At 50.8% G+C, this 23,014-nt stretch carries 24 protein-coding genes and 4 tRNA genes; 14 read left to right on the top strand and 14 right to left on the bottom strand.

Annotation, left to right across the window (positions count from 1 at the left end; translation table 11 throughout):
• Positions 1-10: 10 nt before the first annotated feature.
• The 4 genes from KQI75_RS13750 to KQI75_RS02710 all read left to right on the top strand — a co-directional run bounded on the left by KQI75_RS13750 (position 11) and on the right by KQI75_RS02710 (position 3,844).
• Entirely contained in the window at positions 11-397 is a 387-nt protein-coding gene (locus tag KQI75_RS13750; protein ID WP_330655470.1) for a hypothetical protein, read from the top strand.
• On the top strand, positions 391-1,869 hold the full coding sequence (locus KQI75_RS02720) for a PTS sugar transporter subunit IIA (protein ID WP_330655469.1): 1,479 nt from the start codon (positions 391-393) through the stop codon (positions 1,867-1,869). Before KQI75_RS13750 ends, KQI75_RS02720 begins: the two co-directional genes overlap by 7 nt.
• A 146-nt stretch (positions 1,870-2,015) precedes the next feature.
• On the top strand, positions 2,016-3,377 hold the full coding sequence (locus KQI75_RS02715; protein WP_216469139.1) for an MATE family efflux transporter: 1,362 nt from the start codon (positions 2,016-2,018) through the stop codon (positions 3,375-3,377).
• Positions 3,378-3,436: 59 nt separating this feature from the next.
• A complete protein-coding gene (locus KQI75_RS02710; RefSeq protein ID WP_216469138.1) occupies positions 3,437-3,844 on the top strand; it encodes a hypothetical protein in 408 nt (135 codons plus the stop codon).
• Positions 3,845-4,183: 339 nt separating this feature from the next.
• Here the strand turns inward: KQI75_RS02710 and KQI75_RS02705 are convergent, their stop codons facing one another.
• Entirely contained in the window at positions 4,184-4,789 is a 606-nt protein-coding gene (locus tag KQI75_RS02705) for a cytidylate kinase-like family protein (protein WP_216469137.1), read from the bottom strand.
• A 254-nt stretch (positions 4,790-5,043) separates the two neighbouring features.
• Here KQI75_RS02705 and KQI75_RS02700 point away from each other — a divergent pair, with 254 nt between their 5' ends.
• Positions 5,044-5,547 (top strand): NUDIX hydrolase, encoded by a 504-nt coding sequence (locus KQI75_RS02700; protein WP_216469136.1) that lies wholly within the window; start codon positions 5,044-5,046, stop codon positions 5,545-5,547.
• 55 nt (positions 5,548-5,602) lie between these two features.
• Here KQI75_RS02700 and KQI75_RS02695 read toward each other — a convergent pair whose 3' ends face one another.
• From KQI75_RS02695 to KQI75_RS02670, 6 genes are all read right to left on the bottom strand, one after another.
• Positions 5,603-6,427, bottom strand: coding sequence for a Cof-type HAD-IIB family hydrolase (locus KQI75_RS02695; RefSeq protein ID WP_216469135.1), 825 nt, complete (start codon positions 6,425-6,427; stop codon positions 5,603-5,605).
• Positions 6,428-6,499: 72 nt separating this feature from the next.
• Positions 6,500-7,456: a trigger factor gene (tig, locus tag KQI75_RS02690; protein WP_216469134.1), complete on the bottom strand. Its 957-nt coding sequence runs from the start codon at positions 7,454-7,456 to the stop codon at positions 6,500-6,502.
• A 139-nt stretch (positions 7,457-7,595) separates the two neighbouring features.
• A tRNA-Pro gene (locus tag KQI75_RS02685) sits at positions 7,596-7,672 on the bottom strand.
• A 22-nt stretch (positions 7,673-7,694) separates the two neighbouring features.
• Positions 7,695-7,771: transfer RNA gene (locus KQI75_RS02680), tRNA-Pro, on the bottom strand.
• A 22-nt stretch (positions 7,772-7,793) separates the two neighbouring features.
• A tRNA-Pro gene (locus KQI75_RS02675) sits at positions 7,794-7,870 on the bottom strand.
• 22 nt (positions 7,871-7,892) lie between these two features.
• Positions 7,893-7,969: transfer RNA gene (locus KQI75_RS02670), tRNA-Pro, on the bottom strand.
• 179 nt (positions 7,970-8,148) lie between these two features.
• On the opposite strand from KQI75_RS02670, the gene acpS reads away from it, so the two are divergent.
• The 6 genes from acpS (at position 8,149) to KQI75_RS02640 (ending at position 12,223) form a co-directional block, all read left to right on the top strand.
• On the top strand, positions 8,149-8,517 hold the full coding sequence (gene acpS, locus KQI75_RS02665; RefSeq protein WP_216469133.1) for a holo-ACP synthase: 369 nt from the start codon (positions 8,149-8,151) through the stop codon (positions 8,515-8,517).
• Positions 8,504-9,364 (top strand): NAD(P)H-hydrate dehydratase, encoded by an 861-nt coding sequence (locus KQI75_RS02660; RefSeq protein ID WP_216469132.1) that lies wholly within the window; start codon positions 8,504-8,506, stop codon positions 9,362-9,364. Before acpS ends, KQI75_RS02660 begins: the two co-directional genes overlap by 14 nt.
• A 6-nt stretch (positions 9,365-9,370) precedes the next feature.
• Complete coding sequence (locus KQI75_RS02655; RefSeq protein ID WP_216469131.1) at positions 9,371-9,940, top strand: hypothetical protein; 570 nt, start codon at positions 9,371-9,373, stop codon at positions 9,938-9,940.
• Between the two features lie 21 nt (positions 9,941-9,961).
• Entirely contained in the window at positions 9,962-11,131 is a 1,170-nt protein-coding gene (alr, locus tag KQI75_RS02650) for an alanine racemase (protein WP_216469130.1), read from the top strand.
• 120 nt (positions 11,132-11,251) lie between these two features.
• Positions 11,252-11,611 (top strand): type II toxin-antitoxin system PemK/MazF family toxin, encoded by a 360-nt coding sequence (locus KQI75_RS02645; RefSeq protein WP_216469129.1) that lies wholly within the window; start codon positions 11,252-11,254, stop codon positions 11,609-11,611.
• A gap of 90 nt (positions 11,612-11,701) precedes the next feature.
• Positions 11,702-12,223, top strand: coding sequence for a hypothetical protein (locus tag KQI75_RS02640; RefSeq protein WP_216469128.1), 522 nt, complete (start codon positions 11,702-11,704; stop codon positions 12,221-12,223).
• On the opposite strand, the gene KQI75_RS02635 is transcribed toward KQI75_RS02640, so the two are convergent.
• Positions 12,216-13,523 carry a DUF1015 domain-containing protein gene (locus KQI75_RS02635; protein WP_216469127.1) on the bottom strand — a complete coding sequence of 436 codons (1,308 nt, stop codon included), beginning with the start codon at positions 13,521-13,523 and terminating at the stop codon, positions 12,216-12,218. The genes KQI75_RS02640 and KQI75_RS02635 overlap by 8 nt on opposite strands.
• Positions 13,524-13,801: 278 nt before the next feature.
• On the opposite strand from KQI75_RS02635, the gene KQI75_RS02630 reads away from it, so the two are divergent.
• The 3 genes from KQI75_RS02630 (at position 13,802) to KQI75_RS02620 (ending at position 18,020) form a co-directional block, all read left to right on the top strand.
• Positions 13,802-13,999 carry an alpha/beta-type small acid-soluble spore protein gene (locus tag KQI75_RS02630; RefSeq protein ID WP_216469126.1) on the top strand — a complete coding sequence of 66 codons (198 nt, stop codon included), beginning with the start codon at positions 13,802-13,804 and terminating at the stop codon, positions 13,997-13,999.
• Between the two features lie 236 nt (positions 14,000-14,235).
• Entirely contained in the window at positions 14,236-15,270 is a 1,035-nt protein-coding gene (locus KQI75_RS02625; RefSeq protein WP_216469125.1) for a uroporphyrinogen decarboxylase family protein, read from the top strand.
• Between the two features lie 377 nt (positions 15,271-15,647).
• Positions 15,648-18,020 (top strand): phosphoketolase family protein, encoded by a 2,373-nt coding sequence (locus KQI75_RS02620; protein WP_216469313.1) that lies wholly within the window; start codon positions 15,648-15,650, stop codon positions 18,018-18,020.
• A 93-nt stretch (positions 18,021-18,113) separates the two neighbouring features.
• On the opposite strand, the gene KQI75_RS02615 is transcribed toward KQI75_RS02620, so the two are convergent.
• The 6 genes from KQI75_RS02615 to KQI75_RS02590 form a co-directional block, all read right to left on the bottom strand.
• Complete coding sequence (locus tag KQI75_RS02615; protein WP_216469124.1) at positions 18,114-19,229, bottom strand: 5-methyltetrahydropteroyltriglutamate--homocysteine S-methyltransferase; 1,116 nt, start codon at positions 19,227-19,229, stop codon at positions 18,114-18,116.
• 99 nt (positions 19,230-19,328) lie between these two features.
• On the bottom strand, positions 19,329-20,246 hold the full coding sequence (locus KQI75_RS02610; RefSeq protein WP_216469123.1) for a LysR family transcriptional regulator: 918 nt from the start codon (positions 20,244-20,246) through the stop codon (positions 19,329-19,331).
• The gene (locus tag KQI75_RS02605; protein ID WP_216469122.1) at positions 20,243-20,533 is read right to left on the bottom strand and encodes a cysteine-rich small domain-containing protein; all 291 of its coding nucleotides are present in this window, start codon (positions 20,531-20,533) and stop codon (positions 20,243-20,245) included. The genes KQI75_RS02610 and KQI75_RS02605 overlap by 4 nt, the downstream gene beginning before the upstream one ends.
• Before the next feature lie 360 nt (positions 20,534-20,893).
• Entirely contained in the window at positions 20,894-22,030 is a 1,137-nt protein-coding gene (locus KQI75_RS02600) for a C40 family peptidase (RefSeq protein WP_216469121.1), read from the bottom strand.
• Between the two features lie 34 nt (positions 22,031-22,064).
• Positions 22,065-22,373 (bottom strand): hypothetical protein, encoded by a 309-nt coding sequence (locus tag KQI75_RS02595; protein WP_216469120.1) that lies wholly within the window; start codon positions 22,371-22,373, stop codon positions 22,065-22,067.
• A 392-nt stretch (positions 22,374-22,765) separates the two neighbouring features.
• Positions 22,766-23,011 (bottom strand): IreB family regulatory phosphoprotein, encoded by a 246-nt coding sequence (locus KQI75_RS02590; protein ID WP_216469119.1) that lies wholly within the window; start codon positions 23,009-23,011, stop codon positions 22,766-22,768.
• Positions 23,012-23,014: the final 3 nt, after the last annotated feature.

The following is a 23,014-nucleotide window of genomic DNA, read 5'->3' as shown; positions in this document are numbered from 1 at the left end:
GAGGTCTGACATGAAAAATAGGGTACAAAAATTTGGTAAATTTCTATCCGGCATGGTTATGCCGAATATTGGAGCGCTGATTGCGTTCGGTTTCCTCGCAGCACTGTTTATTGATACAGGCTGGATTCCAAACAAGCAGCTCAACAGCATGGTTTCCCCTATGCTGACGTATTTGATTCCTATTCTGATTGCATCGACTGGCGGCAAGATGGTCGGCGGCGACAGAGGCCGCGTTGTTGGTGCCATTGCCGTCATCGGCGCAATTATGAGTGATACGTCCATTACGATGCTGATGGCAGCCATGGTGATGGGCCCGCTCGGCGGCTTCTGCATCAAGAAGTTTGACGAAAAGATGGAAGGACATATACCGGCATACCGGCAGGCTTCGAGATGTTGATTAACAACTTCTCGGCTGGCATTATCGGCATGATTCTCGCCATCTTGGGATATGCAGTTGTCGGTCCGGTCATGAGCGTTATTTTGACTGTGCTCGCAGCCGGTGTACACATTCTGGTTTCTCACAGTGTTTTGCCGCTGGTTGCAATTTTTATTGAGCCGGCAAAGGTACTGTTCCTCAACAACGCCATCAATCATGGCATTTTCACTCCGCTGGCAACAGCTGACGCAGCGGAGACCGGAAAGTCTATCATGTACATGCTGGAAGCAAATCCGGGTCCCGGACTTGGCATTCTGCTCGCATACATGTTTTTCTGCAAGGACGCAAAAACCAAGCAGTCCGCACCGGGCGCCGTCATCATTCATCTGCTCGGCGGCATTCATGAGATTTACTTCCCGTACATCCTGATGAACCCGCTGGTTATCATCGCGCCGATTGTTGGCAACATGGCAGCGATTTTCTGGTTCAGCATGACAAACTGCGGTCTGGTAGGTCCGGCATCTCCTGGTTCTATTATTGCATTCCTGATGATGACGCCGACCAGCGATCTGTGGAAGGTTATCATTGGCGTATTGCTGGCAGCCGGTATTTCGTTTGCAATCGCTTCTCCGATCGTCAGAATGGCGGGCGGAAAGAATCTGGAAGATGCGCAGAATCAGATGGCTGCAATGAAGGCGGAATCCAAGGGGCAGGCTGCTCCGGCGGAAATCGGTAGCGCAGCCGATGTACAGAAGATTATCTTCGCCTGTGATGCAGGCATGGGCTCTTCTGCTATGGGCGCAACCAAGTTTAGAAATCGCTTAAAGGGCGTTCGTCCGGATATCAAAGTAAGCAATACCTCTGTTGACAATATTCCGGCAGACTGCAACATTGCTGTTGTACAGGCAACGCTGGCAGAGCGCGCACAGAAGTGTGCGCCGCAGGCAAAGCTGGTCACGATTGAAAATTTCTTGGCAGATCCGGCACTGGATGCGCTGTATGAAATGCTGCAGAAGGTAGACGCTGCTGCACCGCAGCGGGAAGAACAACAGACACCATCTCCGATTACGGGAAAACAAGTCATCTGTCGGGAAGGCGTGCGCCTGAATCAGACATCGGTATCCAAAGAGGAAGCCATTCAGGCAGCAGGTGAATTGCTCGTTCAGCTCGGCTATGTTGATGAGAGCTATATTCCGGCGATGCAGGAGCGTGAAAAACTTATCACAACATATATGGGCATGGGCGTTGCCATTCCGCACGGTACCAGTCAGGCGAAGGGCACCGTAAAGAAAACCGGCATTGTATTCCTGCAGTATCCGGACGGCGTCGATTTCGGAAAGGAAAAAGCGCAGCTGGTATTCGGTATCGCTGGTATCGGCAATGAACACATGGATCTTCTGGCAAAGATTTGCAATATGCTGGAAGATGAAGAAGTTCTGGAAAAGCTCAAGACAACCAATGATTTGGATTGGGTCATGCAGCAGCTTTCTTAAATTACGTGCATAATAAAAATCACCAATATCTTTGGAAAGCAGCTGCTGTCGTATAGACAGCGGCTGCTTTTCTTTTGTCTGGTCAAAAGAACACGTGTATGCTATACTGGAACAGAATAAAATGAGAAAGAAGCTTATCTATTAACATGAAATCTAAAAAACAAACCGGCATCGACATGATATCCGGCTCGATGTGGGATAAAATTTTGCTGTTTGCCCTGCCACTTGCGGCGGGAAGTATGCTGCAGCAGTTGTTTAATTCGGTGGATGCAGCTGTGGTGGGACGATTTGCCAGCAGCGAAGCCTTGGCGGCGGTAGGCGCCAACACCTCTGTGGTATCCCTGTTTATCAATTTGTTTGTCGGCATTTCCGTCGGCAGCAATGTTGTCATAGCAAATTACATCGGAAAGGGCAAGCGCGAACGCATACCGGACGTTGTGCACACAACGATGCTGCTGGCGATATGCAGCGGTTTGCTGCTGATGGTGTGCGGCATTGCCATTGCGCGGCCGCTGCTGCAGCTGCTTTCTACACCGGAAAATGTGCTGGACTTGGCGGTTATCTATCTGCGTGTGTATTGTTTTGGCATGCCGTTTATCATGACATATAATTTTGCCGCCGCCATTTTGCGGAGCAAAGGAGACACCAAACGCCCGCTGTATTGCCTGATTGTCTCCGGCTGTATCAATGCCGGACTCAATGTTGTGTTTGTCGTTGGCTTCCATCTCAGCGTGGCAGGCGTTGCACTGGCAACCGTACTTGCCAATGTCGTCAGCTGCATGATGGTACTGTACTTTCTCATGCATGAAGCGGAGGAGATTCGATTTCATCCGAAAAAACTTGCCGTGCATGGGAGCGTGCTGCGGACAATTTTGCGCATCGGCATTCCGGCGGGCGTGCAGGGCATGGTCTTTTCTTTTTCCAACGTGTGTATTCAGGCTGCGGTCAATACATTTGGTTCTGCCGTTGTCGCAGGCTCTGCTATTTCGATGAACTTTGAATACATCACCTGCTTTGCATTTATGGGATTTAATTCCGCCGCTGTCACGTTTACAAGCCAGAACTATGGTGCGGGAAAGGCGGAACGATGCAAGCGTGTGTTCCGCATCTGCATGCTGTGCGGCGTATTCATCTGTCTGGCACTGGATGTATTCTTTTATCTGGGGCGGGATTTGTGGATTGGACTGTTCACAACGGATGCCGCAGCGGCAGCCTCTGCGGCGCAGCGCATGCAGACTGTCTTGCTGCTGCAATGTCTGGCATGCTCATATGAGATCAGCGGCTCGGTTCTGCGCGGATACGGGCACTCGCTGACGCCGGCGCTGCTCACGGTGTTCGGCACCTGTGTTTTCCGTGTGATTTGGGTCAATACCGTTGTGCCTGCGCATCATGTTTTACCGATTCTGTTCAGCGTTTATCCGATTTCATGGGTTTTAACCGGAACCATGGTGCTGACGGCGTATGTCGTTGTCAGCCGCACAGCGCTTCGCAGCCTGCAAAAATCGTAGGCTGCAAAAAAATATTGCAATTCGAAGAAAAAAGAGGTATAATGACTGAAAGTCAGTGAATGATAGTCACTGATAGAGAAAATCGGTGTCCTGCGCCATCCGCGGAGGATTTGCCGGCAAACTGCCGGCTGGTTGTCTTTCGGACGGCGACGCGCGATGCACAGTGCGATATGTTCGAGCATGCGCTGGAGCAGGTCAGTGATGCGGTGGTCATGTGCGATGAGGAGACGCGCATCAATTTTTTGAACAACGCCTGTATTCAAATGGATGAGGTCGTGCCGAGCGATGTCATCGGAGAAAAGAACGAAAAAGTGTATGAACCGCTGGACGGTCAAAGCTTGATTATTCCGCAGGCCATTCGAAAAAAGCAGATTTATCTGGGGCGGCGGCAGATTTATACCACGCGTTATAACAAAAATGTGGACATTACGTCCAATACATATCCAATCGTGCAAAATGCCAGATAAATAATCGGTTTGCTTTTTCAAAATATTCCCATAAAACAGAGACTCCCTCCGGATACATAGCATCCAGAGGGAGTCTCTGTTTTAGTATAGGAAAAAGTGGAACAAATGCAAAGTGAATTACAGTTCTTAAAGGTATCTACAATTGCACCTTCCGTGATGTACTCGGTTGTGCCCTTAATCTGATAGCTTTCCAGCGTCTTGGCATCATATGCCGTGACAGCGATTTTTCCATCGTTTGCCTTCATGTCCGTTGGAGCAATGCAAATTTGCAATCCGGGTAAAAAAAGATAAAAAAGTGGCATCTGTCTCAAAAGACAGATGCCACTGCTGTGTATGCAGTTACTTGTTTTCATTCTTTCTGCGAGCGGCAGAGGTGATGATGTCCACACAGGTCAGCTCGCCCAGATAGCTGGCGTCAAGGCTGATGTGATAATAGTTGGACTGACCCCATTCGCGGTCGGTATAGTACCGATAGTAGGTCTTGCGGCCTTTGTCCTTCTTGCGCAGACGCTTTTCAATCGGCACGTTGGTCTTGCCGTAGCGCTCCAATACATGCGCCTTGCGGTATTCCATGTTCGCGTGAATGAACACGTTGAGAGCCGGAATATTGGCGGTGTCGAGAATGTAATCGGCACAGCGTCCGACGATAACGCACGGACCCTTTTCTGCCAAGTCGAGAATCACATTGCGCTGAGCCTCAAATATTTTATCCTGCGGAGACAGGTAATTGACATTGTATGCTGCGTTAGAGCTGAACCATGTCTGAGAGAGCGTTGTGTATTCTCCATCTTCTACGACGGTATCCGTAGAGTAGCCGCTCTTTTTTGCAGCTTCCTCAACGATAACACTGTCATAAAACGGAATGCCAAGCTCTTTTGCAACAGCCTGACCAATGGAATGACCGCCGCTGCCGAACTCACGGCTGATAGTGATGATAGGATACATAGGAACACCTCCTGATTTGGCTGCCGGATATGTCATATCCAGTAACCTTTTGACTTGTGTTTATTATACTTCTGTTTTGTCAAAATGTCAAGGAAATTCCGATGATCATATGCTAAAATTATGCAAAGTATACAGGATAAGCGTACCCTTCGCGTTTTTTGGGATTTTTTGCGAATTATACTTGCTGATTTTCCTGAACAGACGTATAATAAAAAGGTATCTTTACGGGAAAAACAGAACAGGAGTGCCAAATTATGGAATTATGGGACATTTATGATGAAAATAAACAGCCGACCGGACGAACAATGAAAAAGAACGACTGGCACATGAAGCCGGGAGAATTTCATTTGACGGTGCTCGGCGTCATTCGCCGGCCGGACGGCAAGTTTTTGATTACCCAGCGTGTGATGACCAAGGCATGGGCGCCGGGCGCATGGGAAGTTTCCGGCGGCGGCGTAATGGCAGGAGAGACCTCCGCACAGGCAATTCAGCGCGAAATCTGGGAAGAGACCGGTTTAGATGTCACAGGCGCAGACGGCGGTTATTTGTTCTCATATCAGCGCATCAATCCGGACGAGGGCGACAACTATTTTGTAGACATCTATCGCTTCGAGATGGACGTCAAGGAAGAAGATGTGCATATTCAGACGGCGGAGGCCATGGGCTTCCAGTTTGCCGATTTGGACACAATCAAAAAGCTGGCTGAGCAGGATAAGTTCCTGCATTACAACAGCATCAAGCAGGCGTTTGAAGCGTAAGAAAAATTATAAAAAAAAGTCTCGTTTTGGTGAAAACCAAACGAGACTTTTTTTTTTACTGCTGTGTCAAATACCGTTCTAAAAAATCTGCAACGCCGTCCTCATCATTGCTTCCCGTGACAAAATTTGCGCAATCACGCACATGTGCCGGACTGTTGGCGACGGCAACGCCGACACCGGCAAACTCGATCATATCCAAATCATTTTCTTCGTTGCCGAATGCGGCGATTTGTTCGCGCGGAATGTTTAGATACTGGGCTAAACGCCGCAGCGCAGGACCTTTTCCGGCGGATGCATCGGAAATTTCCAGCAGGTGCGGGACGGAGGATGTCACGTAAATCCCCGAAATTTGCTCGAGCTGCTGCGACAAAAGTTTTCGCTTTTGCTGGTCAATGGTGATAAAATCCAAGCAGTCTAATTCCTGTATGTGCTCCTGTGTAAATGAGAGCAGGTTTTTAATCGGCTTGCGTGTCGACTGAATGTACTGTGTCGCAGCGTCCGGCAAGCCGTATGCGGTGGGGTGCGCCACGAACGCTGCATCCGCATACGGCACGCCGTCTAAAAACACTTCAAACTCGGCATGATGCGTTTGAATGAGGGAGAGCAGCTGCTGTGTACACGCGGGCTTGAGCGGGGAATAAAACAGTTTTTCGCCGGTCGGACGGTGGCAGATCACCACACCATTGGATGTGATGGCGTAATCTATGCCGGAGACGGAGAGTACCTCTTGCGGCAGCGAATCATAGGAACGGCCGCTCGCCACGACGACATGCGTGCCCTTTGCAATATAGGACTCTAAAACCTGTCTGGTGCGTGCAGAGAGTGTCTTGTCCGAGCGCAGCAGCGTGCCGTCCAAATCCAATGCGATCATACGCAGCATAAAAACAACCTCCCGTTGTGTGCAGAGAAAAGAGGACGCCGTGACAGACGTCCTCTTACAGCGTATCTGTAATTACTCTTCGATGGAAGCATCAAAAACCAGCTGCAGAGCCTTGGAAATTTCCAGACTGTTGCGAACGCTCTCGCGTGCAGCCTCGTCCATGGTGCCGGCGAGCTTGTCATAGTCCATCTGGTACATCATAGCCATGCGGCGAACGTCGTTGTCAACGTCCTCGTCGGTGATGACAATGCCTTCCTGCTGAGCAATCGAAGCAAGAACGGCGGATGCCTTACCGGTAGCCTCAGCCTGCGGGCGCATCTCTGCGCGCAGCTGCTCGTCAGTGATGTTGCGGTATGCCAGATACTGCTCCATAGAAGCGCCCTGACGCGCCAGATCCTGCGTAACCGTTGCGAGCATCTGCTCAATAAATGCGTTTACAAATTCGTCGGACAGGTCGATTTCGGAGTTTGCAACAATCTGCTCCAGCAGAGCATTCTGTACCTGCGAACGAGCTGCCTGCTCCTTCTGCTGTACCAGCGCATCGTGTACGTTCTGCTCAAATTCCTTGTAGTTTGCAAAGCCGTACATCTTGCCGAACAGGTCGTTCAGCTCCGGCAGCTTGCGCTCCTGTACCTTGTGTACCTTGCACTTGAACACAACCGGCTGACCGGCCAGATTGCCTGCCGGATAGTTTTCCGGAAACGTTACGTTGACGTCTACTTCGTCACCGGCGCTGGTGCCTACCAGCTGCTCCTCAAAGCCCGGAATAAAGGTGTTGGAGCCGAGAGCCAGAGAATAGTTCTCAGACGTGCCGCCCTCGAACTGCTCGTCACCGAGGAAGCCTGCAAAGTCGATAACGGCGGTATCGCCCAGCTGTGCCGGACGCTCTACGTCATGCATCTTGGCGCGCTGCTCCTGTTCCTGCTTGATGGCAGCCTGTACTTCATCGTTCGTTACATCGGCGGTAATCGGTGCACGCTTGATGCCTTTGTACTCGCCCAAAGTGATGCTAAAGTTCTTATCAGTCATAAATGAGAGATTCCTTTCCAAATGATATCTTTTGGAATCATATCATATATCCGGAGAATTTTCAATAGCGGCGGGGAAGAATGAAACGGGCGGCTGACGGCAACAAAAAAACAGAGCAGAAATCCTGCTCTGTAAAAGATGGTCGAGGTGGCGGGACTTGAACCCACGGCCTCTGCGTCCCGAACGCAGCGCTCTACCAAACTGAGCCACACCTCGATATGTAATTGAAAGAAAAAGATGGTCGAGGTGGCGGGACTTGAACCCACGGCCTCTGCGTCCCGAACGCAGCGCTCTACCAAACTGAGCCACACCTCGATATGTAATTGAAAGAAAAAGATGGTCGAGGTGGCGGGACTTGAACCCACGGCCTCTGCGTCCCGAACGCAGCGCTCTACCAAACTGAGCCACACCTCGATATGTAATTGAAAGAAAAAGATGGTCGAGGTGGCGGGACTTGAACCCACGGCCTCTGCGTCCCGAACGCAGCGCTCTACCAAACTGAGCCACACCTCGATTTTTTCGCTGCATCTCTTCGCTGCAACGTTTGTTATTATAGCAGGGAATTTGCGTTGTGTCAACAATAATTTTTCAATTTTTTTAAATTTATTTGAAAAAATTTGAAATCTCTCTCAGGGTGATGCAGACAAACTAAATAAAAGGTGATAAAATAAGAAAGGATTGGAGGGGAAACCGTGATAGGATTGGGAACCGACATCATCGAAATCGAACGCATTCGGCGCGCCATTCAGCGCGAACGATTTGTCAGTCACACGTTTACACCGCAGGAGCAAGCGTGGTTGGAGACCAAAGCGAAAAACAAAGCGGAATCCGCTGCCGGTCTGTTTTGCGCCAAAGAAGCGGTTGCCAAGGCACTTGGCACAGGGTTTCAGCGTGGACTGAACTTGAAAGACATCGAGATTACACACGATGCATTGGGTGCGCCGCAGGTGCACAAGCCGCAGGGGAATTTCCTGCTCAGCATCTCGCACTGTCGGGAATATGCCACGGCAACGGCAATTTTACTGGGCGATGCACAGGAGACAACACATGAAAACGATTGATTGGGAATATCTCGCGCAGCATATGCACCCGCGCGAGCCGGAGAGCGATAAGAATACCTATGGCCGTGTGCTTGCCGTTTGCGGCTGTCGGGATTACATCGGCGCTCCGTTTTTTGCGGCGCAGGCAGCTGTGCGCACCGGCTCCGGCATCGTCACGCTGGCACTGCCGTCCTGTATTTATCCGATTTTGGCGGCAAAGCTCAATGAGCCGACGTTTATACCGCTGAAAACCGATGCAGATGGAAAGATTACAGCGGATTGTCTGCCGCCGCTGCAGCGCCGTGCGGCGATTTTGGCAGGACCGGGTCTCGGTATCAGCGAGGGTGTGACACAGGCGGTACAAACCATCATCGAACAGGCAGAATGCCCGCTGGTTCTTGACGCAGATGGCATAAATGCACTGGCAGGACATATAGATGTAGTGGAGAAAGCAAAGTACCCTGTGATTTTGACTCCGCATTCGCATGAATTTGCGCGCATCTGTGATGTTCCGTCGACGGAACATCGGGAGGCAATGGCATCCGCCTTTGCCGGAAAGCACCGCTGTGTGCTGCTGCTCAAGGGACATCGGACGATTATTGCAGACCCGCACGGTGCGCTGTATCAAAACGTGCACGGCAATCCGGGCATGGCAAAGGGCGGGAGCGGAGATGTCCTGTCCGGCATCATTCTGTCTCTGTTGGGACAGGGGCTGGACCCGCTCGCGGCGGCTGCCTGCGGCGCATATATTCACAGTCGGGCGGGCGATTTGTGCGCCAACGACATCGGAGAATTTGGCATGACGCCGACGGATATGCTGCGGTATATTCCACGGGTACTCAAACCGCTCAACTCCAGGGAGTGGTAACACCGCTTGAAACGGATTTGGAGCAGCCTGCTTGTTGTGTCGCTGCTGTGCGGCTGTTGTGCCGTCAGCGACCCGACCCAATTGGCAGCGGCTGTGCAGGAGGCATATCGTGGTGCGCAGACCATCGAATTGATCTCAAACATCACATCGAATTTGGATGAATACGCGATGGAGTATCAAATCCAATACACGTATCACAAAGACACGAATACAGCCGAGTTGGAAATTCAAAAGCCGGAATCTGTAGCGGGCATCCGAGCGGTCATTGCGGGAGAAGACTATGTCTTTTGCTATGACGATGCCGAGCTGGAGACCGCGATGCCGGACAAAAAGGGACTGACACCGGCGGATGTCACAACATATTTGCTGCATGACCTGCAGACGGGTGTGCCCAAGCAGGTGTGGCAGGAAAACGGACGCATTGCTCTTCGCTATGAAGATACAGGCGAAGAGGGAACCGCCGTCAAAGAAGTATATTTGCAGCCGGACAGCTTTGCGCTGACGGAGGCTCATATATATACGAATGGAAAACAAATCATGGACTGTACGGTACAGCACTGTGCCTTGCAGCCGTGAAGGAAAGTGGGAAAGGCAATCATGGCAACAACAAACGAAACCGGCAGATGCTGGGCAGAAATCAACTTAGATAATTTGAGATACAACTTTACACAGATTCGTGACCACGTAAAGGCAATTATGCCGGAGGCAAAGGTACTCGGCGTCGTGAAGGCGGATGCTTACGGACACGGCGCCGTACAGGCGGCAACGGTGCTCCGCGATGCGGGCGCGGATTTTTTTGCCGTGGCAACGATTGGAGAGGGCGTAGAGCTGCGCGAGGCGGGCTTTACGCTTCCGATTTTGGTACTGGGCTATGTGGGGGATGCGGATGCCGCACTGCTGGCGGAATATGACATCGCGGCAGCGCTGTGCGATACCGACACGGCGAAGGCGTTTTCTGCGGCAGCACAGGCGGCTGGAAAGCCGATTCGGGTACATATTGCGCTGAACACTGGCATGACGCGCATTGGCTTTGAAACGCGTTCTACAAAGGAAAATGTACAGGAGATTTTGCAGGCGATTTCTCTGCCGGGATTGGAAGCGGAAGGTGCATTTACGCACTTTGCAGTTGCCGATGTCAACGGCGGCGAAGAATTTACCGAACTGCAGTACCGCCGGTTCGTAGATATGTGTCTGGAGCTGGAAAAGCACGGTATCAATCTCATGTACCGCCATTGTTCCAACAGCGCCGCTATTTTGCAGCACACACAGACCTTTACAACGGATTTGTATCGGGAAGGCGCGTTTAATATGGTGCGTGCCGGCATTATTTTATATGGCTATTATCCGGACGCAGATACCAAGAAAACCGTTCCGCTCAAGCCGGTTATGACCGTGAAGGCTCGTGTGGCACAGGTGCGCGATATTCCGGCGGGGGATTCTATTGGCTACGGTCGCACATTCACGGCGGACAAGCCGATGCGTGTGGCTGTATTTACCATTGGTTACGCGGATGGCTATCCGCGCGTGGCAAGCAATCACATTTCGGTTGTCATACAGGACAAGGTCGTGCCGACCGTCGGACGCATCTGTATGGATATGGCGTGGGCGGATGTCACGGGAATGGATGTGAAACGCGGCGATGAAGTGACCGTATTTGGCGATTGTCCGATTACGGCGGATACACTTGCGGCGGCAGCGGGTACGATTTCCTATGAGGTCACCTGCGATATCAGCAAGCGCGTGCCGCGTATCTATCTCGGCGCATAACGCATACAATGAGACAAAGAGAAAATATTCTTACGGTGCATGATTAAATAACCGGATTGCTGGGGAAAGTAACAGTATCAGGAAAAACGCCTGAAATCTTTCCTACGGAGTGTGATTGTTTTGGAGCATCATGTCAAACGCGGCGATATTTATTATGCGGATTTGTCGCCGGTAGTCGGCAGTGAACAGGGCGGTATGCGGCCGGTTTTGATTATACAGAACAACGTCGGAAACCGATACAGTCCGACCGTTATCGCGGCGGCGATTACCTCGCAGGTCAACAAAGCGAAAATGCCGACACATATTTCTCTCGGTGCCCGCACGTTTGGCCTGACGCGAGATTCTGTGATTTTAACCGAACAGATTCGCACGCTGGACAAACGCAGACTGCGGGAAAAAATGGGAACGCTGGACGCCTCGCATATGGATGAAGTAGATCGCGCATTAGCCGTGAGTTTTGGTCTCAACGCAAAAGACTGAGAAAAAGGTCAATGCTTACATAAAACATTGACCGCATGTATGATTTTCCCCCTGTGCAGCATATGCTGTGCAGGGGGATTTTTTTAGCATATGGAAATCAGTCGACAGCAAGCGCATTGGGGAGAAATGCAGCTTTCACAGACAGAGACAACCGTTCGCTTTTGCGCGGCCGGTGCGCTGCCGAAATACGGGGAAGTGCTGCGCGTGTGGGGAATGCGAGATGACGCACAGCCGCTGCTCATTGGCGTTGCACAGCCGGACGGGGATGGGTTGACGATTGACCGCACGATGAGCAAGCAGTATTTATCCTCGCTGGGATACTGGCCCGCGCTGCCAGAGCAATATGTCGCGGACACGCAGCCGCCCCAAAAGCGAGTATTTTTCAGTCACGATGCCTGTTTTCGCTGTGTGCTGCGTGAGTCAGAGATAGAGATACAGGATGATGCGGCGTACATGATAGTATCCTGCTGTTTTTCGCCGCAGAAAAAATTTATATTTTCCGGCATCTTTTCGTTTTGCCGTGTTGAAAACGGGAAAGCGATGCTGATTTGGGACAAAAAACGGGACTGCCCTGTGTGGACAGTCCCGAAAGAAAATGACGCAGTTACTTGACAATCATCTTGGATTCCATATAATAGCGCTTTTCATGTGCTTCACCCATCGAGAAGGTCTTGCGCGGCAAAACGCCGTCAATGATGACGCCGCGGAACAGATCGTTCTTTTCGATGTCCGGCAGAAAGAAGCCCATGTTGCCCGCTTCATTGCCCAGCTTGGATACGACATCTTCGCCGTGAATGTAGTCGATTTTTGCCTCGCTGTGCTGTTCCAGATAATCATCCAGAAATGCCTGCAGAGTGCCGAGCGGAATACCCCACTTCGGTCGGATGACGGTCATGGTACCGGTTTTGCCGCCGAAGCAGTAGCGAACCGTATGATTTTCCGGATCGGCAGCGGCCTTCTCATCCGAGAAAATACACTGGCTGCCGTTCTTCGAATAGAAGTTTACAGCGGCGTGCAGCAGATCCTCCGGATCGACATGGAACATCACGCGGTGAATCGGCTCGATGAGCAGGCTCTCGTCATGGATGTTGACGATTTCGCACAGTGCATAGCGTGCCGGATGATTTTCCCGTTCCTCCGGCGTCAGCGTCTTTTTGACGTCCTCCCAGTATGCCTTTGCCGTTGCCATCGAATGGTTGCCGTCGCCGACAGCAAACGGCAGCAGCGGCAGATCCTTGGTCAGGCGGTATTTCTCATTGAATGTTTTCCGGTCGTTGAGTTTCTCCATCTCTGCAATCAGGTGATCGGTCAGCTCGCCTTCCGGAATAAACCAACCGTTGATATGGCCGCCGTTCTGCATCAGATCTGTGTCATAGACCTTCTGCAGGGCATCGGTCTTTTCGAACATCGGCTCGATGACGGTGCGGTTCGGGTCGTCAATGAGCAGCATGATGTGCGGAACTTCGATAGAAGCGTTTTTGCGGACAGCAAGACGCGGCGGAATGCGCTCAACAACGGTTTTCTCGGTCGGGCGAACGAGAGAACGGGAGCCGGCTGTGTATTCATAGCACTCCAGATCAATGGCAGCGACCAGACCGCGGCGCGGAGATGTACCGCCGGAATAGCGCTCGGTCAGAATAAAACCGGCAGGCAGCTCGGTCAGCGTGCCGTCAGACAGATACTGCTTCATGGTTTCGTTGATGTTTGCAATACGGTCTGCTACATCGGCGTCCTCCAGATAAACTTCCGGAAGCGTCAGGCGCAGGGTGGACGGTGCATCACCGACGATGTGGTCGGTCTCAGCCCAATACTCTTTCTGAGAAGTATACTGGTCACAAGCGACAACAGCCCATTTCTTCAAGTCGATGCCGTCCTTTGGCATCAAGATCTTTGGTACGGATACACAAGACATAGTTCGTACAGCCTCCCGATGAAAATTTAAAATCAAGCGATGTTCATAACATCTCTCTTTATTATAGCGGACATTGCCGCATGATTCAAAGAAAACTGTACAAATTTGGCGAATACCAGCATAGTTCATAAAAAAACAGGAAGGAATCTGGATAATGGGGCGACATTTGACGAATCAGGCATAAACTGCTATTGCAAACCGTGTCGTTTGCTGCATAGAATGTGCGAGATTTCATATACTGTTAGCACAGAGATCGGACAAACAAAGGAGAGAATGATATGAACCGCAATTCGAACAAGCTGAATGTACCGGAAGCAAAGGCCGCAATGGATCGTTTCAAGATGGAAGCAGCCCGCGAGGTTGGCATCGACCTGAAGGATGGATACAATGGAGATCTGACAGCGCGTCAGGCGGGTTCTATCGGCGGTCAGATGGTCAAGCAGATGATTGAAGCGTATGAACAGCAGATGAAATAAAAAAAGCAGAATCCAGTCGCTGAAACAGCAGCCATGCTCGCGCCAAATTGGTGCGGGCATGGCTGTTTACAATTTTTAAACAGGCGCCAGTGCGCGTTTGAGTAATATTATACAAAAATAGCCCCGGATAGGGAAATGGAGTACAATACTGAAAATTTGGAATATGGTATTCTTATACCAGAGAGAAAAGATACCACAAAATACAACAAGACCTAGAGCGAAGGAGAAATATGATTATGAAAATGAATATGGATCAGTGGACCAAGGAGCTGTTGGAAGCTCCGGTAAAAAAGGCACTGCCGGTACTGTCTTTCCCGTCCATCCAGTTGATGGGTATTACGGTAAAAGAATTGATTAACGACAGCGATTTGCAGGCAAAGGGTATGAAGGCTGTTGCCGACTGCACACCGAATGCCGGCGGCGCGGTATCTCTGATGGATTTGTCTGTGGAAGCAGAATGCTTTGGTGCGCCAATTCGCGTCGCTGACGACGAAGTTCCGACGGTAGTTGGTCCGGTTCTCGACACGGAAATTGACGAAGATGAGCGCATGGAAGCGGCAGAAGCTTTGGAAGTACCGGAAATCGGTGCAGGCCGCACGCAGATTTACATTGATGCCATTGAGAAGGCGATGGAGCTGATTACCGACCGCCCGGTCTTTGCAGGCGTCATCGGTCCGTTCTCTCTGGCTGGCCGCCTGATGGACGTTACTTCTTCGCTGATTTATTGCTACGATGAGCCGGATATGGCGCATGTTGTGCTGGAAAAGTCCACCGAGTTTATCATCAAGTACATCAAGGCATACAAGGCAATCGGCGCAAACGGCGTGGTTATCGCAGAGCCGCTCGCAGGTCTGCTGTCCCCGTCGCTGGCTGTTGAATTCTCCGGCGATTACTGCAAGCGCATTATCGAAGCAGTACGCGATGAGAATTTCGCTGTTATCTACCACAACTGCGGCAACACGGCAAATGTCACGCTGGATTCTATTCTGAGTGCCAATGCCAACGCCTATCACTTCGGCAATGCGGTTGACATGGAGGAAATCATGTCCAAGGTTCCGTCCGATGTCATCTGCATGGGCAACGTTGACCCTGCCGGTCAGTTCCGCAACGGCACACCGGAATCTGTTCGTGAAGCAACGCTGTCCGTCATGGAGAAGTGCTGCAAGTATCCGAACTTTGTGATTTCTTCCGGCTGCGATATCCCGCCGATGTCCAGCTGGGACAATATTGATGCGTTCTTTAACGCTGTCGATGAATTTTACGCGAAGTAAAAACATAGTATAGCATTTCCAACCCCGCCATCCAGCTGCATGGCGGGGTCTTTGCATGCGAGTTGTTACACATTGTACATTTTTTAACAGACTGCATACACAGAATAGAGCAGGAATATACATACTTTTTTCTGTTATATATTGGAAATGTGCTCAATTTCATGTGAAAACTTGCACGCTTTTTTGTATTTTTGAACCTGCAAGTAACAAATGGTTAATTGTCGACAAAACGGGTAAAAATAAGATTACCTTTTTCGTTACTTTTTTAACTTTCAAAACTTGCCTTCATTTCCTCTGATGTCGTACAATGTCGGATAGGGAAAGTCTTATAGATTAATTTATACAAAACGAAAGGAGTCTGACTCATGAGCGAAAACATGAAGCCGGTCTGCGAAGAAAAAGGACCGCTGACAGACGAACTGCTGCGCAAGATGAATGCGTACTGGCGTGCAACCAACTATCTGGCTGCCGGCCAGCTGTACCTGCTGGACAACCCGTTGCTGCGCGAGCCGCTGACAATGGAGCAGATTAAGAAGAAGATTGTAGGCCACTGGGGTACTGTACCTGGCCAGAACTTTGTATATGTACACCTGAACCGCGTAATCAAGCGGTATGATCTGGACATGATTCTGCTGTCCGGTCCGGGACATGGCGGCAACTTCTTTGTTGCAAACACCTATCTGGAAGGCACCTACAGCGAAGTTTACCCGAACGTAAGCGAGGACTTGGAGGGCATGAAGCACCTATTCAAGCAGTTTTCCTTCCCGGGCGGCATCGCAAGCCATGTTGCTCCGGAGACCCCGGGTTCCATCAATGAGGGCGGCGAGCTGGGTTACTCCATCGCGCACGCATTTGGCGCAGTATATGACAATCCGGATTTGATTGCCGCTGTCACCGTAGGCGACGGCGAGGCAGAGACCGGCCCGCTGGCAACCTCTTGGCAGTCCAACAAGTTCCTGAATCCGATTACCGACGGCGCAGTTCTTCCGATTCTGCACCTGAACGGCTACAAGATCGCAAACCCGACCATCTTCTCCAGAATCTCTCATGAAGAGCTGCAGAAGTACTTCGAGGGCTGCGGCTGGAAGCCGTACTTCGTAGAGGGCGACGATCCGATGACTATGCATCGCAAGATGGCAGAGACTCTGGATACCGTTATTGAGGAGATCAAGGGCATCCAGAAGCATGCACGCGAGACCGGCGATGCAACCCGTCCGATCTGGCCGATGATCGTTCTGCGCACCCCGAAGGGCTGGACCGGTCCGAAGGAAGTAGACGGCAACATGATCGAAAACAGCTTCCGTGCACATCAGGTTCCGATCATGATGGACAAGCCGGAGCATCTGGAAATTCTGAAGAATTGGCTGGAGAGCTATCATGCAGAGGAGCTGTTCGATGAGAACGGCCGTCTGATTCCGGAACTGCGTGAGCTGGCACCGAAGGGCGACCACAGAATCGGTGCAAACCCGCATGCAAACGGCGGTCTGCTGCTGCGTGACCTGCGTCTGCCGGACTTCCGCGACTACGCATTCCCAGTTGGTCAGCCGGGCGCTACCGAGGGTCAGGACATGATCGAGATGGGCAAGTTTGTCCGTGATATCCTGAAGCTCAACGAGGACAGCCGCAACTTCCGCGTATTTGGTCCGGATGAGACCGCTTCCAACCGTCTGAATGCTGCGTTTGAAGCAACCAACCGCGATTGGAATGCAGAGACTCTGCCGACCGATGAGTTCCTCGCAAAGGACGGCCGCATCATGGATTCCATGCTGTCCGAGCATATGTGCGAGGGCTGGCTGGAAGGCTACCTGCTGACCGGTCGTCATGGCTTCTTCGCAAGCTATGAAGCATTCATCCGCATCATCGACTCGATGGCAGCACAGCACGCAAAGTGGCTGAAGGTTTGCAACCAGCTGCCGTGGCGTCAGAAGATTGCATCCCTGAACCTGATTCTGGCTTCCAACGTATGGCAGCAGGATCACAACGGCTTTACCCATCAGGATCCGGGCTTCCTTGACCACATTGCAAACAAGAAGGCAGACGTGGTTCGCCTGTATCTGCCGCCGGATGCAAACTGCCTGCTGTCCTGCTTCGATCATTGTATCCGCAGCCGCAACTATGTCAATGTTATTGTTGCATCCAAGCATCCGCGTCCGCAGTGGCTGACCATGGAGCAGGCTGTCAAGCACTGCACACAGGGTATCGGCGTTTGGGAGTGGGCTTCCAACGATGCCGGTCAGGAGCCGGACGTTGTTATGGCTTGCTGCGGCGAGACTCCGACACTGGAGACGCTGGCTGCTGTATCTATCCTGCGCAAGGAGCTGCCGGAACTGAAGGTTCGCGTCATCAACGTTGTTGACCTGATGAAGCTGCAGCCGAAGGCTGAGCATCCGCACGGCCTGTCCGACGCAGAGTACGACATGCTGTTCACCAAGGACAAGCCGATTATCTTCGCATTCCATGGTTATCCGACTCTGATTCACGAGCTGACCTATCGCCGTCATAACCGCCAGCTGCACGTTCGCGGCTACAAGGAAGAGGGCACCATCACCACGCCGTTTGATATGCGTGTACAGAACGACATTGACCGTTTCCACCTGGTTCAGGACGTTCTGCTCCGTCTGCCGCAGCTCGGCAACCGCGGCGCTTATCTGTACCAGAAGATGAGCGACAAGCTGGTTGAGCACAAGCAGTATATCAACGAGTACGGTCTGGATATGCCGGAAGTCCGCGACTGGAAGTGGCAGGCATAATCTTCGGCTTTTGCTGAATTGAATACTCCGAATAAATATGCGAGAGCGCACAGTAGAGAAATCTCTGCTGTGCGCTCTTTTGCTGTTTTTTTATTAGCCCCAAACTTCCTCGGCGATTTCCTTGATGAGTGCCAGCTTGCTCCACTGATCGGCATCGACCAGCTTGTTGCCGATTTCGCAGGAGGCAAAGCCGCACTGCGGGCTGAGGGACAGCCGGTCAAGCGGAATGTATTTTGCCGCTTCATGAATGCGGGCAATGATGTGCTCTTTGTTCTCCAAAACCGGAGATTTGGTGGTAATCAGACCGAGGACAATCTGTTTGTCCTGTGCCACGTACCGGAGCGGCTCGAAACTGCCGGAGCGTTCGTCATCGAACTCCAGATAAAAGACGTCTGCCTTTTCGTTTGCAAACAGGTACGGTGCGACAGCATCGTATGCACCGGAGCAAGCATACGTGGAATGATAATTGCCGCGGCATACATGGGTTGCAATGGTCAAATCTGCCGGTTTGCCTTCCATCGCGAGATTGTTGACGCGCAGATACTTTTCTGCTTCGCTTTCCAGTGATACATTGTCATGCTGGCGGGCGTTCCAATAATTGGTGTCGCAGAACATACCCCAGGTGCAGTCGTCAAACTGAATGTTGCGGCAGCCTGCTTCGTACAGTTCCTGAATGACGGTGCGGTAAGCGGCGGCAACATCCTGCATCAGCTCCTCCATGTTCGGATAAATCGCAGATGTCTTGATGCTGTTGTCTTCGCGATCCAATTCGGCGAGCAGCTGCGCCGGTGCAGGCATCGTCTGCTTGACGATGGTATTTTCATCTTCGAACTGCTTCATGAATTTAAAATGCTCGACAAACGGATGATTTTCGCCGCTGATTTTGCCGGTCACTTCGATAGAACCCGGTGTGGTTTCCTCGCCGTGAAAGAAGTAACCGTGATCCAGCTCGATTTCCTTGATGCCGTTGAGTCCCCACATAAAGTCCAGATGCCAATAGCTGCGGCGAAATTCGCCGTCTGTGATGGCGTGATAACCGGCGGCTTTTTCCTTGGCGACTAGCTTTGTGATTTCCTCATTTTCTACCTGTGTCAGTGCTTCGCGGGTGATTTTTCCGGCCTTGAAGTCCTCGCGTGCCTGCTTGAGGGCTGCCGGACGCAGAAAGCTGCCGACCATATCATAAATAAACGGAATAGATTTCTTGCTCATGATTATATGCTCCTTTGCTTGATTTTCTATGGTTGCAGTATACGATATTTCTCGCCTGCTGTAAAATATCAAACGGGAGCGGTTTGCTATAGAATCAGCCTATATCTGGGATTCATACGGCGCGGTATAGTGCCTGAGAAGCTCGATGTAATGCCTGCCGAAGGGGCTGAGTGTTGTGCGCTTGTGCGTGATGTAACCGATTTCCATATATTCATCGACATCCAGCGGAACCGCAACGATGTTTTTGCCGTTGAGCTGTTCGTTGATGACGCCGCTGCAAATCGTGTAGCCGTTTAAGCCGATGAGCAGGTTAAACAGCGTTGCGCGGTCAGAAACCAGAATATCCTTGTCACAGTCCAGCGTACTGAGAATTTCCTCGGAAAAATAAAACGAATTGTGCTCGCCCTGTTCATAGGACAAACGAGGATATGGCGCCAGATCTGCCAATGTCGCAGAGGTTTGTTGTGCCAGCGGATTGTCTGCGCCGACAAAGACGTGTGCCTTTGCTGTAAAGAGTGTATGGAAAAGCAAACCATTGTCCTTGAGCGTCTTGTTGATGACGATTGCGTTAAATGGGTTGCGATACAGCACGCCGACCTCACTTTTTAGGTGGCAGACATCCTCGATGATTTCATGTGTTTTGGTCTCTCGAATGCGAAAGTCATAGGTATCACCGCCGTATTGCCTGAGCAGAGCAACAAACGCTTCTACGGCGAAGGAATAGTGCTGTGTCGAGACACAGAAGCGGTGCTTGACCGGTGCGGCGCCAAAATAACGTTCTTCCATCAGAGCAGTCTGTTCCATGATTTGACGGGCATAGCCGAGAAATTCTTCGCCGTCCGCCGAGACAATCACGCCTTTGTTTGTTCGATGGAAGATGGTAATGCCAAGCTCGTGCTCCAACTCCTTGATAGAGGCTGTGAGAGACGGCTGAGCGATGTATAGCCGTTTGGCGGCCTCACTGACCGTTCCGGTGTCGGCAGTCGTCACGACGTATTTGAGCTGCTGTAAAGTCATATTGCTTCATCCATTTCTTCGTCTTCCGATTCTGTGTGCATCACCGCCAAAATTTCCTGATACCGCTGCACGATGGCATCATAGTTTTCGCGCTTATGCGGGTAGAGACAGCGGCTGCAGTCTTTATAACCGTTCGGCAGATAATCAAATGTGCCGCCGCAGTCCTTGCCCAGCGGATACAGCGGGCAATAGCAGAAAAGACAGTTGAAATTATCGGGATCTGCACTTGGATGGCAGGGGAAGTATTCACATTTTTTGTGTGTAAAATACGAATAGTGATGGGACACAAAGACAACCTCCTAAAAGAAAATGCGCACCCTGACCAAAACAGGGCACGCAAAATAGCGGGGGATCAGCAAAGCTGTCTCCCGTTTCTTTCCGTACATCCCGGTTTCGGCAGGCGTACCGTATGCACTCCACGTATCTGACTTATCCGCACAATGGCGGCTTCACAGTGACCGACTCGTCGGGACTTGCACCCGATTCCGTGTCCTGCACAAAGCAGGTGAGAGCATACCTTCGATATCTATTTGTATTTATTATAAACGATACATGGGAGTGAATGCATCGTACAGCATTCACAAAATCTGTATACAAAAAAAGCTGACTGATTACAATCAGTCAGCTTTCTATGCAAATATTATGTATTAGTAACGACCGCAGCCAATGTAGTGGTTGGTGTAGTAAGAGCTGTTGATGCTGTCAATGCATACACCGGTCTTGGAGTTTGCTGCGTGAATCATCTGACCGCCGCCAATGTAGATTGCTACGTGACCAACCTTGCCTGCAGAGGAGTTGGAGAAGAAGATCAAATCGCCTGCCTGCAGCTGGGACTTGGAAATCTTCTTGGAGCTGGAGTACTGAGCAGCGGAGTTACGCGGGATGGACTTGCCAAAGTGTGCGTATACATACTGGGTAAAGCCGGAGCAGTCGAAGCTGCGCGGGCCGGTAGCGCCATATACGTAAGAGCAGCCCAAGAAGCTCTTAGCATACGATACGATGGAAGAACCGGAGCCGTTGGACGGGGTAACCGTACCGCCGTTGTTTCCGCCGCCGTTGGACGGAGCAGAGGACGTGGTGTACTTGCTGCTGATGTAGCCGTAACCGCTGCCGTACTTAATCTTGTACCAGCTGCCGGAGGTGCCTACAACAGAAGCTGCCTTGCCGGAGCCAAGAACGCCGACTACGCTGTAAGAGGTGCTTGCGCCGGAACGAACATTCAGAGAGCAAGTGGTGTATACCGTCTTGTTAGTAGAAGTTGTCGGAGCAATGTTGGTAGTGGTCGTCGTCGGGGTGGAGGATGTGGTGTACTTGCTGCTGATGTAGCCGTAACCGCTGCCGTACTTAATCTTGTACCAGCCGTTGGTGGAGCCTACAACAGAAGCGCTGTTGCCCTTCTTCAGGTTGCCAATGACACTGTAAGAGGTGCCTGCACCGGAACGAACATTCAAAGAAGATGCAGAGATGTAAACGGTCTTAGAAACGTTCTGGGAACCGTTGTTGGACGGGGTAGAAGAGGTATTGCCGCCGGAAGTCAGATACTTGCTGTATACATAACCGGTCTTGCCGTTTACATTTACCTTGGTCCACTTGCCGGAATTACCGAGACTTGCAGTGGTGGTGCCGGACTTCATAACCGTCAGAACAGAGTAAGAATTACCTGCGCCGGAACGAACGTTTACATCGGTGGTAGAAGTTACATTTGCGGCCAGCGCACCAGTGCATACGATTGCAGTTGCTGCTGCGGTGGTTACTGCAAACTTCATCTTCTTTGAATGTATCATGGAAATATCCTCCTGAAAATTAACGAAATAATAGTTACTTCGCAGACAGTGCTCGGTTCAGCCATACAACGGCGATATCCAGAGCTGTATACAGACCATTCTTTTCGGTCTTCTTTACGATGCGATCCTTCGGACGCACGCTTGGGGATGTCTGCTGCAGCTGAACGGCAACCTTCGTTGCTACTTCCATATCCTTAACCTTCTTGGTTTCAAGGATCTGCATCATGATGATGTAACGGTCGCTCATGCTGCCATAATAAATAATGTTGTTATGTCTCATAAGTGGATGACCTTTGTAGGTCAGAATCTGTTCATCTGCACTTTTCTTAGCGGTAGCTGACATATCGTATTTCTCCTTTGATTAAAAATTCGCAAGAATATATCCAGTATAACACGCTGAAGAATCTCTGTCAAACGAAAGACTTGCATACAACCGCATTGGCGCGAACAGAAAGTTACAATTGCATTTCCTAGGTTACAATCAACTCTCTAACACATTACAATTCGGTTACATTGGCTATAGTATAGCACACACGTCGCGTGCTGTCAATGTTTTCTTCTCGTGTAACAGCACGGAAAATGCTGCACTTTTTATACACATTACCGTATGATTTGTTGAATATGCAGCACAAAACAAAGAAAATCGCGAATGATTTTGGATAAGATTACGAACAAATTAACGCGGTGAAAACAGAAAACGCAGGACGGAAAGCCGTCCTGCGTTTATGTTTTGCATTACAGATCCAGATAATTGGAAATCAGTTCCTGCATCAGCTCATCGCGATCAATCTTGCGAATTAAGCTGCGTGCATTGTTGTAGTTCGTAATATATGTTGGATCCTCGGAGAGCAGATAACCCACAATCTGGTTGATCGGATTATAGCCATTTTCCTTCAGAGCATCATATACTGTCTGAAGCACGCGCTTCATTTCCTTATTACTTTCTTCTTTCATGCTGAACTTTCTTGTTCCATCAAGCATTTC

The organism is Butyricicoccus intestinisimiae (assembly GCF_018918345.1).
Taxonomy (GTDB): Bacteria; Bacillota; Clostridia; order Oscillospirales; family Butyricicoccaceae; genus Butyricicoccus_A; species Butyricicoccus_A intestinisimiae.
This window is presented reverse-complemented; position numbering and strand designations above follow the sequence as displayed.